This window comes from Aeromonas sp., assembly GCF_051657805.1.
Classification (GTDB): domain Bacteria; phylum Pseudomonadota; class Gammaproteobacteria; order Enterobacterales; family Aeromonadaceae; genus Aeromonas.
On sequence record NZ_JBOFLJ010000001.1, the window covers coordinates 70,128 to 79,197 of the forward strand.

General features: G+C 62.5%; 11 protein-coding genes, 1 tRNA gene and 1 rRNA gene. 1 reads left to right on the forward strand and 12 read right to left on the reverse strand.

What is annotated here, in order from left to right:
* Positions 1 to 29 precede the first annotated feature (29 nt).
* The 10 genes from hemB to ACRCYW_RS00380 all read right to left on the reverse strand — a co-directional run bounded on the left by hemB (position 30) and on the right by ACRCYW_RS00380 (position 8,442).
* Positions 30 to 1,052, reverse strand: a complete 1,023-nt coding sequence (hemB, locus tag ACRCYW_RS00335; RefSeq protein WP_438548215.1) for a porphobilinogen synthase — start codon at positions 1,050 to 1,052, stop codon at positions 30 to 32.
* Between the two features lie 3 nt (positions 1,053 to 1,055).
* Positions 1,056 to 1,841: a TatD family hydrolase gene (locus tag ACRCYW_RS00340; protein ID WP_438548216.1), complete on the reverse strand. Its 786-nt coding sequence runs from the start codon at positions 1,839 to 1,841 to the stop codon at positions 1,056 to 1,058.
* Positions 1,842 to 2,019: 178 nt separating this feature from the next.
* The gene (gene tatC / locus ACRCYW_RS00345; protein WP_438548217.1) at positions 2,020 to 2,775 is read right to left on the reverse strand and encodes a twin-arginine translocase subunit TatC; all 756 of its coding nucleotides are present in this window, start codon (positions 2,773 to 2,775) and stop codon (positions 2,020 to 2,022) included.
* Positions 2,772 to 3,230 carry a Sec-independent protein translocase protein TatB gene (gene tatB, locus ACRCYW_RS00350; protein ID WP_438548218.1) on the reverse strand — a complete coding sequence of 153 codons (459 nt, stop codon included), beginning with the start codon at positions 3,228 to 3,230 and terminating at the stop codon, positions 2,772 to 2,774. The genes tatC and tatB overlap by 4 nt, the downstream gene beginning before the upstream one ends.
* 3 nt (positions 3,231 to 3,233) lie before the next feature.
* Positions 3,234 to 3,482 (reverse strand): Sec-independent protein translocase subunit TatA, encoded by a 249-nt coding sequence (gene tatA, locus ACRCYW_RS00355; RefSeq protein WP_349920502.1) that lies wholly within the window; start codon positions 3,480 to 3,482, stop codon positions 3,234 to 3,236.
* Between the two features lie 52 nt (positions 3,483 to 3,534).
* On the reverse strand, positions 3,535 to 5,175 hold the full coding sequence (gene ubiB, locus ACRCYW_RS00360) for a ubiquinone biosynthesis regulatory protein kinase UbiB (RefSeq protein ID WP_438548219.1): 1,641 nt from the start codon (positions 5,173 to 5,175) through the stop codon (positions 3,535 to 3,537).
* A complete protein-coding gene (locus tag ACRCYW_RS00365) occupies positions 5,172 to 5,783 on the reverse strand; it encodes a ubiquinone biosynthesis accessory factor UbiJ (protein WP_438548220.1) in 612 nt (203 codons plus the stop codon). The genes ubiB and ACRCYW_RS00365 overlap by 4 nt, the downstream gene beginning before the upstream one ends.
* 8 nt (positions 5,784 to 5,791) lie before the next feature.
* A complete protein-coding gene (gene ubiE / locus ACRCYW_RS00370) occupies positions 5,792 to 6,544 on the reverse strand; it encodes a bifunctional demethylmenaquinone methyltransferase/2-methoxy-6-polyprenyl-1,4-benzoquinol methylase UbiE (RefSeq protein ID WP_438548221.1) in 753 nt (250 codons plus the stop codon).
* A gap of 161 nt (positions 6,545 to 6,705) precedes the next feature.
* The gene (crcB, locus tag ACRCYW_RS00375; RefSeq protein WP_438548222.1) at positions 6,706 to 7,083 is read right to left on the reverse strand and encodes a fluoride efflux transporter CrcB; all 378 of its coding nucleotides are present in this window, start codon (positions 7,081 to 7,083) and stop codon (positions 6,706 to 6,708) included.
* A gap of 93 nt (positions 7,084 to 7,176) precedes the next feature.
* Positions 7,177 to 8,442 (reverse strand): cytosine deaminase, encoded by a 1,266-nt coding sequence (locus ACRCYW_RS00380; protein WP_438548223.1) that lies wholly within the window; start codon positions 8,440 to 8,442, stop codon positions 7,177 to 7,179.
* 93 nt (positions 8,443 to 8,535) lie between these two features.
* On the opposite strand from ACRCYW_RS00380, the gene ACRCYW_RS00385 reads away from it, so the two are divergent.
* Positions 8,536 to 8,787 carry a hypothetical protein gene (locus ACRCYW_RS00385; protein ID WP_438548224.1) on the forward strand — a complete coding sequence of 84 codons (252 nt, stop codon included), beginning with the start codon at positions 8,536 to 8,538 and terminating at the stop codon, positions 8,785 to 8,787.
* 41 nt (positions 8,788 to 8,828) lie between these two features.
* On the opposite strand, the gene ACRCYW_RS00390 is transcribed toward ACRCYW_RS00385, so the two are convergent.
* Positions 8,829 to 8,904, reverse strand: a tRNA-Thr gene (locus ACRCYW_RS00390).
* Between the two features lie 47 nt (positions 8,905 to 8,951).
* A 5S ribosomal RNA gene (gene rrf / locus ACRCYW_RS00395) occupies positions 8,952 to 9,066 on the reverse strand.
* Between the last annotated feature and the right edge of the window lie 4 nt (positions 9,067 to 9,070).

Genomic DNA, 9,070 nt, shown 5'->3' on the forward strand with positions numbered 1-9,070 from the left:
CTGGCATTTTTTTCATTCGCTCAAACCGTTCAGCTCCGGCGAGCGTCTTCCTGCAGCCACTGGGCGACCCGCTTGGCGAAGTAGGTGAGGATACCGTCGGCACCGGCCCGCTTGAAGCAGACCAGGGACTCCAGGATGCACTCCTTCTCCTTCAGCCAGCCGTTCTGGATGGCTGCCATGTGCATGGCGTACTCGCCGCTCACCTGATAGGCGAAGGTCGGCACCCCGAACTGATCCTTGACCCGGCGGATCACGTCCAGATACGGCATGCCCGGCTTGACCATGACGCTGTCGGCCCCCTCCTGGATGTCCAGCGCCACCTCGTGCAGGGCCTCGTTGTCGTTGGCCGGATCCATCTGATAGGTGGCCTTGTTGCTCTTGCCGAGGTTGCCGGCGGAGCCGACCGCATCGCGGAACGGGCCGTAGTAGCAGGAGGCGTACTTGGCGGAGTAGGCCATGATCTGCACGTTGATGAAGCCGTTCTCCTCCAGCGCGGCGCGGATGGCGCCGATGCGGCCGTCCATCATGTCGGACGGCGCCACTATGTCGGCCCCGGCGGCGGCATGGGAGAGCGCCTGCTTCACCAGGATCTCGGTGGTGATGTCGTTCAGCACATAGCCTTCGTCATCGATAATGCCGTCCTGGCCGTGGGTGGTGAAGGGATCCAGCGCCACGTCGGTGATGACCCCGAGCTCCGGGAAGCGGGCCTTGAGGGCGCGGGTCGCGCGCTGGGCCAGACCGTCCGGGCTGTAGGCCTCTTCCGCCAGCAGGCTCTTGCTCTGAAGCGGCGTCACCGGGAAGAGGGCGATGGCGGGCACGCCGAGGGCCACCAGTTCCGCGGCCTCCTCCAGCAGCAGGTCGATGGAGAGGCGATCCACCCCAGGCATGGAGGCGACGGCTTCACGCTGGTTCACCCCCTCCAGCACGAAGACCGGATAGATGAGATCGTCGACGGTCAGCGTGTTTTCACGCACCAGACGACGGCTGAAGTCATTCTTGCGCACCCGGCGCAGGCGGCGGCCCGGGAAGGCGCCCGGAAGAGTAGTTGCCATGAGTCACTCCTGGAGTGGAAGTTGGAAAAACGCGGCTGAGGTGGCCCGGGTGTGGGCCAGCAAGGCCTCGGGCGTCTCACCACGACAGGCCGCCACCACCTTGGCGATGTGCGGCAGAAAAGCGGGTTCGTTGCGTTTGGGTCTGGGCTTCAGATCCCGTGGCACCAGGTAGGGGGCATCGGTCTCTATCATCAGCCGACCGGCCGGGATCCGCGCCACCTGCTCGCGCAGCAGCTGGCCACGGCGCTCGTCGCAAAGCCAGCCGGTGACGCCGATATGCAGTCCCAGCGCGAGGCACTCGTCCAGCTCGGCATCGGTGCCGGTGAAGCAGTGCAGCACGGCGCCGGGCAGGCGGGGCAACCAGGGTCGCAGGATCTCGATGAAACGTTCGTGGGCATCGCGGCAGTGCAGGAACACCGGCATGTTCAGCTCGGCGGCCAGGGCCAGCTGGGCATCGAACACCCGGTCTTGCACCGGCCTTGGGGAGAAGTCGCGGTTGTAGTCGAGACCGCACTCGCCGATGGCCACCACCTGGGGCAGGGCTGCCAGCTCGCGCAGGGCGGGCAGGGTCTGCTCATCCACGCTCTTGGCGTCGTGGGGATGCACCCCGGCGGTGGAGAAGCAGTAGCCGGGCCAGCGGGCGGCCAGCTCGGCACTCTCCCGGCTGCCAGCCAGATCGGTGCCGGTGAGGATCAGCCCCTCGACCCCGGCGGCGCGGGCTCGGCTCACCAGCTCGGCCTGCTCGTCGGCAAACTGGGGGCTGGTGAGGTTGATTCCGATATCGATCATGAGGTGAACACTTCCAGACAAAGGGGCTGCATATCAGGCATTTGAAAACCATCTACAGGATGGGGCCTTACCATACGCCTGTGGGGAGCGGCTGAAAAGAGAAAGGGAGCCCAAGCTCCCCTCCTCTTTCTTGCCATGACAGCGAACTCCATCACCCCGAACAGGGGGCGAGAGGGGCTCAGCTCTCTTCGTCGGCCTGCTCCCGGGTTGTCTCGTCTTCCTTCTTCACGTAGAAACGGGCGAAGAAGAGGCCGAGCTCCCACAGGCCCCACATGGGGATAGCCAGCAGGGTCTGGGAGAAGACATCGGGCGGCGTCAGCAACATGCCCACCACGAAGACCCCGACGATGACGTAGGGGCGCTTCTCTCTCAGGCTCTTGGGGGTGGTCACCCCTGTCCAGCACAGCAGAATGGTGGCGATGGGGATCTCGAACGCCACCCCGAACGCGAAGAACAGGGTCAGCACGAAGTCCAGATAGCTGGCGATGTCGGTCGCCACCGTCACCCCGGCGGGGGCCGTGCTGGTGAAGAAGCCGAACACCAGCGGGAACACCACGTAGTAGGCGAACGCCATGCCGGCATAGAAGAGCACGGCGCTGGAGGCCACCAGGGGCAGGACGAGGCGCCGCTCATGCTGATACAAGCCGGGGGCGATGAAGGCCCAGGCCTGATACAGCAGATAGGGGATGGCCACGAAGAAGGAGACCATCAGGGTCAGCTTGATGGGCGTGATGAAGGGGGTCGCCACATCCGTCGCTATCATGCTGGTGCCCTCCGGCAGCTGGCTGAGCAGCGGCTGGGCCACGAAGTCGTAGATGTTGTTGGAGAAGTAGATGAGCCCGATGAACACCAGCAGGATGGCCAGCAGGGAGCGCATCAGCCGGGTTCTCAGCTCCACCAGGTGGCTGATCAGGGGTTGCTCGGCCTGACTCATGACTTCACCTCCCCTTTCTCTTTCACCAGGGGGGCAGGCACTGCCTCGACCGCAGGGGCGACATCCCCCTCAGGCTGGGCCTGGGGCTCGGGGGCCGGAGCCGCCCGGGATTCGGGCGATGGCGTCACCGGTGGGCGGATCTCGTTCTGCGGTTCGGACTGCGGCTGATAGGGCCGGTTCACCGACTGGGCCGCCGCCTTCAACTGCTCGATGGACTCCTGCAGCTCGGGGCTCAGGTTATTCATCTGCAGGGTCTCGGCCTTCTTCAGGTCATTGTGCAGCTCTTGCAACTTGAGCTCCTGCTCCAGCTCGGACTTGACCGAGTTCGCCGTGCTGCGAATGAGCTTGATCCAGTGGGCCGCCGTGCGGATGGCACCGGGCAACCGCTCCGGCCCCAGCACCACCAGAGCCACCACGGCGATGACGACCAGCTCCCAAAAACCGATGTCGAACATGGCTTAGGCCTGATCTTTGTCTTTCTGCTTGGTGGTGTCGGCGCTGTTGGCCGTCTCGTTCAGTTGCTTTGGCGGAAACTCCGCATCCTTCTGCTCGGGCTTGGCATCGGCCGGATCGTCCGACAGCGCCTTCTTGAAGCCCTTCACCGCCGCTCCCAAATCACCGCCGATCCCGCGCAGCTTCTTGGTGCCAAACAGCAGCACGACGATGACTGCGATGATCAACAACTGCCAGATACTGATACCACCCATGATGTTTCTCCAAAATTGGCGCCAGCCGGCGCTTGAGCGTTTAGCGGAAAGATTAGTGTGAGCGAGCCTTCAGCCAGCCGAGCACCCAGCATACACCGGCACCGGCCAACGTTATTTGTCCCCACTCAATGTGTTGTCTCTGGGTCAGCAAGAATACACCCGCGAGCAGCAGGCTGGCTCCAACCCCTAAGAGGTAGCGGGCCTGCCCCTGACGGCGGCTGTGTTTGCGAAAATCCGCGAACATCTGATCGAAGTGATGCTGCTGATGGCGCGCCTGGCGCAGGGTCTCGTAGACCAGCTCCGGCAGCTCGGGCAGCTTTTCGGCCCAGAACGGCGCCTTCTCCTTGATGGCGTTCAGCACCGCCTTGGGGCCCACCTGCTGGTACATCCAGCTCTCCAGGTAGGGCTTGGCGGTCTGCCACAGATCCAGCTGGGGATAGAGCTGACGCCCCAGCCCTTCTACGTAGAGCAGGGTCTTCTGCAGCAGCACCAGTTGGGGCTGCACCTGCATGTTGAAGCGGCGGGCTGTGTTGAACAGGTTGAGCAGCACGTGGCCGAAGGAGATCTCGGACAGCGGCTTCTCGAAGATGGGCTCCAGCACGGTGCGGATGGCGAACTCGAACTCGTCCACCTTGGTGTCGGCAGGCACCCAGCCGGACTCCACGTGCAGCTCCGCCACCCGGCGATAGTCGCGGTTGAAGAAGGCGAGGAAGTTCTCCGCCAGGTAGCGCTTGTCTTCCCGGTTCAGCGTCCCGACGATGCCGCAGTCGATACCGATCCAGAGCGGATTCTCGGGGTGTTCATGGGAGACGAAGATGTTGCCGGGGTGCATGTCGGCGTGGAAGAAGCTGTCACGGAACACCTGGGTGAAGAACACCTCCACCCCGCGCTCCGCCAGCAGCTTCATATTGGTGCCGTTCGCTTCGAGGGTTTCGATGTCGGAGACCGGGATGCCGTAGATGCGCTCCATCACCAGCACCTGCTCGCGACAGTGTTCGGTGAACACCTCGGGCACATAGAGGGCATCGGAGCCGGTGAAGTTGCGGCGCAGCTGGATGGCGTTGGCGGCCTCCCGCATCAGGTTCAGCTCGTCGAGTATGGTCTTGCGATACTCCTCCACCACCTCCACCGGCCGCAGTCGGGCGCTCTGGGGCACGAAGCGCGCGGCCAGTTTGGCCACCGCCTGCATCAGGCGCAGATCCGCCTCGATGACGGGTTCTATGTCCGGGCGGATCACCTTGATGACGATCTCGCGACCGTTCTCTTTCAGTCTCGCGGTGTGCACCTGGGCGATGGAGGCGGACGCCAGCGGCGTCTCGTCGAAGTCGTCGAACAGGGTCTCGATGGTGCAGCCCAGGCTCGCCTCTATCTGGCGACGGGCGGCCTGGCCGCAGAAGGGGGGCACCCTGTCCTGCAACAGGGCCAGCTCCTCGGCGATGTCCGGTGGCAACAGATCGCGCCGGGTCGACAGCATCTGACCGAACTTGATGAAGATGGGGCCGAGCGCCTCGAAGGCGAGGCGGATGCGAGCACCGCGACTCAGATCTGGCTGCTTGTTCTTGAGCCAGAACAGGCTGCGACGTAGCAGACGGCCTGGCCAGGGTTGATAGCGGGCGGGCACCAGCTCATCGATGCCCTGCTTCAGCAAGATGCTGACGATGCGATAGAGGCGTTTGAACTCCTTCGGGGTCATCCGCCCACCCGCTGCTCGAGACGGGCGAGTCGCAGCTCGACGGCCTTCATGTGCTGAGCCAGCAGCTCGACGTCATCGCCGAAGCTGGCGACTTCGAGGGGGCCGGGGGCGAGGCGAGCCTCCTCGGTCAGATACTCCGCCAGCTGGCGCTGGGTGCGGCACAGCTCGCGCCCCACCAGGCGGCGTGCCTGACGGGCACCGCCGCACAGGGTGTGGGCCAGCACGTCGCCGGTGTAGCGAGACAGCTCCTCTTCCCAGTCGATGTCGAGCTCGCCCAAGAGGGCGCTGAACGCCTGCACCAGCTGGGGGTCGCCGCTCAGGTCCAGCTTCTCTTCGCGGATGTAGCGGGTCAGGGCGGAGGGCTCTTTGAGCAGACCCAGGGCGGTCAGGGAGAGACTCAGCACCGCATCGACCTCCCCTTCGAACCGGGCCAGCACGTCGAGGCGGCGCTCGGAGAAGATGAACCAGAGCGGCTTGAGCTCACGCAGCTCCAGCTTGAGCACCTTGCCCGCCAACTTGCGCAGCCGCTCGGGACTCTGCTTGTCGAGGGCCAACAACTGGTTGAGGCTGGTTTCGATCACCGCGGTGACCATGGCATCCATCGGCATAGGCAACCTTAAAACTTGTATCCACGGTGCAGGGCGACCACGCCCTGGGTCAGGTTGTAGAAGTCCACCTGATCGAAGCCGGCGTTCTCCATCATCCCCTTCAGGGTCTGCTGATCCGGGTGCATACGGATGGATTCTGCCAGATACTTGTAGCTCTCACCGTCGTTCGCCACTATCTCGCCCATCTTGGGCAACAGCTTGAAGGAGTAGAGGTCATACAGCTTGGCGATCACCTCGCTCTCCGGCTTGGAGAACTCCAGCACCAGCAGGCGTCCACCCGGTTTCAGCACCCGGTACATGGAGGCCAGCGCCTTGTCCTTGTCGGTGACGTTGCGCAGGCCGAAGCCGATGGTGATGACGTCGAAGTGGTTGTCCGGGAAGGGCAGCGCCTCGGCGTTGGCCTGGACGTAGGAGACGTTGTTCGCCACCCCCAGGTTGCGCAGCTTGTCGCGACCCACCTTGAGCATGGAGTCGTTGATGTCCGCCAGCACCACCTGACCGGTCTCGCCGACGATGCGGGAGAACTTGGCAGTCAGATCCCCGGTACCGCCGGCCAGATCCAGCACCTTCTGTCCCTTGCGAACACCGGAACAGTCGATGGTGAAGCGCTTCCAGAGGCGATGGATGCCGAACGACATCAGGTCGTTCATCAGATCATACTTGGCCGCCACCGAATGGAAGACGCCAGCCACCAGAGTTTCCTTCTCGGTCGTCGCCACGGTTTTATAGCCAAAATGCGTAGTATTCGTCTGTTCCGACATCCCTCAAACACCCATAGAGCAAAGAATGGCCGCCAGTTTACCAGAGCCGCCAGCGTCCGGACACCTCGGAACCTCTTTACTGCCCGTCCGGAGAAGCGGCCGGTCGGGTGCAGAGAGGCACACTGCCTTGAGGGCATGACCCCGGCAGGGGGGCCTGTCCCTCACACCCGGCTCGCGACCAGCTGCATCCCCAGCACCACCATGGCGAGGCAGAGGAAGACGTTGAGCGCCGTGTTGAGCAGGGCCTTCAGATAGGCCCCCTGCTGGGCCAGCAGCACTGTATCCAGGGCGAAGGAGGAGAAGGTCGTCAAAGCCCCCAGGATCCCCACCATCAGCAGCGGTTTCATCGGGTGCTCCAGCACATGGCCATGGCTGATGAGCGCGAAGGCCAGCCCCATGATGAAGGAGCCGATCACGTTCACCGCCAGGGTGCCGTAGGGGAAGCTGCGACCGAGCAGCAGGGCGAACAGCTCCGTCATGCCGAAGCGCAGGCAGGCACCGATGGCACCGCCGACGGCCACAAATAACCAGGTTTGCATATAAAGGGGCTCCGTTAGTCAGGCATGCAAGCATCCCGGGATTATGCAAAAGCACCGCCCGGGATGACAGCGCCCAGATCAACCCGTCAAGGATTAACGGCGAAAGTCCACCGGCTCGGTGGCAGCCAGATGCAGCGAGGCACGGGCTGGCTGGGTCTGTGCAATCACCTTGCCGTGGCGGATGGAGTAGCGTACCGGCACCTGGCGGCGTACCGCATCGAAGCCGTTCTCCGCCGGCAGTATCACCAGGTTGGCTGGCTTGCCCACGGCGATACCGTACCTCTCCTGCACGTTCAGAGTGCGGGCGCTGTGTTCGCCGATAAGTTTCAGGCTGTCGTTGATCTGCTCATAGCCCATGATCTGGCACACATGCAGCCCCATGTGCAGCACCTGCAACATGTTGCCCGTGCCCATGGGATACCAGGGATCGAACACATCGTCGTGGCCGAAGCAGACGTTGATGCCCGCCTCCAGCATCTCCTTCACCCGGGTGATACCACGGCGCTTGGGATAGGTATCGAAACGCCCCTGCAAGTGGATATTCACCAGGGGGTTGGCCACGAAGTTGATGTCGGCCATGCGCAGCAAGCGGAACAGCCGGGAGGCATAGGCTCCGTTGTAGGAGTGCATGGCGGTGGTGTGGCTGGCGGTGACCCTGGGCCCCATGTCCCGCTCGTAGGCCAGGGTCGCCAGGGTCTCGATAAAGCGGGACTGCTCGTCGTCTATCTCGTCGCAGTGCACATCGACCAGCACATCATATTGCTCTGCCAACGCGAAGATATGGTGCAGGCTCTCAACCCCATATTCCCGGGTGAACTCGAAGTGGGGAATGGCACCGATCACATCGGCTCCCAGCCTAAGCGCCTCTTCCAGCAAGACCTTACCGTCCGGGTAGGAGAGGATCCCTTCCTGCGGGAAGGCCACTATCTGCAGCTCGACCCACTCCTTCATCTCCTCGCGCACCTCCAGCATGGCCCTGAGCGCAACCAGCTTGGGGTCGGACACATCCACATGGGTGCGCACGAACTGGATGCCGTTGGCCATCTGCCACTTCAGGGTCTGGATGGCGCGGCTCTTGACGTCCTCGTGGGTCAGCAAGGCCTTGCGCTCAGCCCAGCGCTCTATCCCCTCGAACAGGGTGCCGGACAGGTTCCAGCTCGGCTCCCCCGCCGTCTGGGTGGTATCCAGGTGAATGTGAGGCTCGATAAAGGGCGCGATGGCGAGGCCCCCCTCTCCGTCCAGCTCGGAGGCCGAGGAGAGAGTGGTTCCCATGGGCTCGATGGCCCTGATATAGCCCTCCTGGCAGAAGATCTGCCAGAAACCCGCCTGACCGACCAGCCTCACATTCTTTATCAGCATGTTTCTATTCCCTATTTTAGGAAAACTGCGCCTTTTTCAGCCCGTAACTTAGCTTGGATCAATTTAATAGAAAAGCGTTCACATTGAATACATATGAAAACGCTACCATTGATAAAGGACCACAATAAAGGAGTAATGGGGATGAAAGCAGGATTGACCGAAATAGGGAGTGCCAGCCTGTTTCACGAATACTTGCAGACGCTGGGCATCGTCAAGCCTCCTTTGACATCGATCGAAAGGAGCTGGGAATACAAACGAGAGGAGAAGCTGGTAGCAGCCATCCAGATAGAGCAGTCTGGGCAGGCCCGCTTCTACCTCGACGCCAGAAAGATATCGGTGAATTGAGAATGCAAAAAAGCCTCCCGATTGGGAGGCTTTCTGTTTAATGGTGCTGATACCCAGAATCGAACTGGGGACCTCATCCTTACCAAGGATGCGCTCTACCGACTGAGCCATATCAGCACACTAACCGGTAAAGACCACGCTCATAGCGCAATCTTGAAATGGGTGCCTGGCAGTGTCCTACTCTCGCATGGCGAATGCCACACTACCATCGGCGCTACCGCGTTTCACTTCTGAGTTCGGCATGGGATCAGGTGGTTCCACGGCGCTATGGCCGCCAGGCAAA

Bases quoted from the DNA above. Each gene is read 5' to 3' on its own strand.
- hemB (WP_438548215.1), bottom strand. From the start codon at position 1,052: ATGGCAACTACTCTTCCGGGCGCCTTCCCGGGCCGCCGCCTGCGCCGG.
- ACRCYW_RS00340 (WP_438548216.1), bottom strand. From the start codon at position 1,841: ATGATCGATATCGGAATCAACCTCACCAGCCCCCAGTTTGCCGACGAG.
- tatC (WP_438548217.1), bottom strand. From the start codon at position 2,775: ATGAGTCAGGCCGAGCAACCCCTGATCAGCCACCTGGTGGAGCTGAGA.
- tatB (WP_438548218.1), bottom strand. From the start codon at position 3,230: ATGTTCGACATCGGTTTTTGGGAGCTGGTCGTCATCGCCGTGGTGGCT.
- tatA (WP_349920502.1), bottom strand. From the start codon at position 3,482: ATGGGTGGTATCAGTATCTGGCAGTTGTTGATCATCGCAGTCATCGTC.
- ubiB (WP_438548219.1), bottom strand. From the start codon at position 5,175: ATGACCCCGAAGGAGTTCAAACGCCTCTATCGCATCGTCAGCATCTTG.
- ACRCYW_RS00365 (WP_438548220.1), bottom strand. From the start codon at position 5,783: ATGCCGATGGATGCCATGGTCACCGCGGTGATCGAAACCAGCCTCAAC.
- ubiE (WP_438548221.1), bottom strand. From the start codon at position 6,544: ATGTCGGAACAGACGAATACTACGCATTTTGGCTATAAAACCGTGGCG.
- crcB (WP_438548222.1), bottom strand. From the start codon at position 7,083: ATGCAAACCTGGTTATTTGTGGCCGTCGGCGGTGCCATCGGTGCCTGC.
- ACRCYW_RS00380 (WP_438548223.1), bottom strand. From the start codon at position 8,442: ATGCTGATAAAGAATGTGAGGCTGGTCGGTCAGGCGGGTTTCTGGCAG.
- ACRCYW_RS00385 (WP_438548224.1), top strand. From the start codon at position 8,536: ATGAAAACGCTACCATTGATAAAGGACCACAATAAAGGAGTAATGGGG.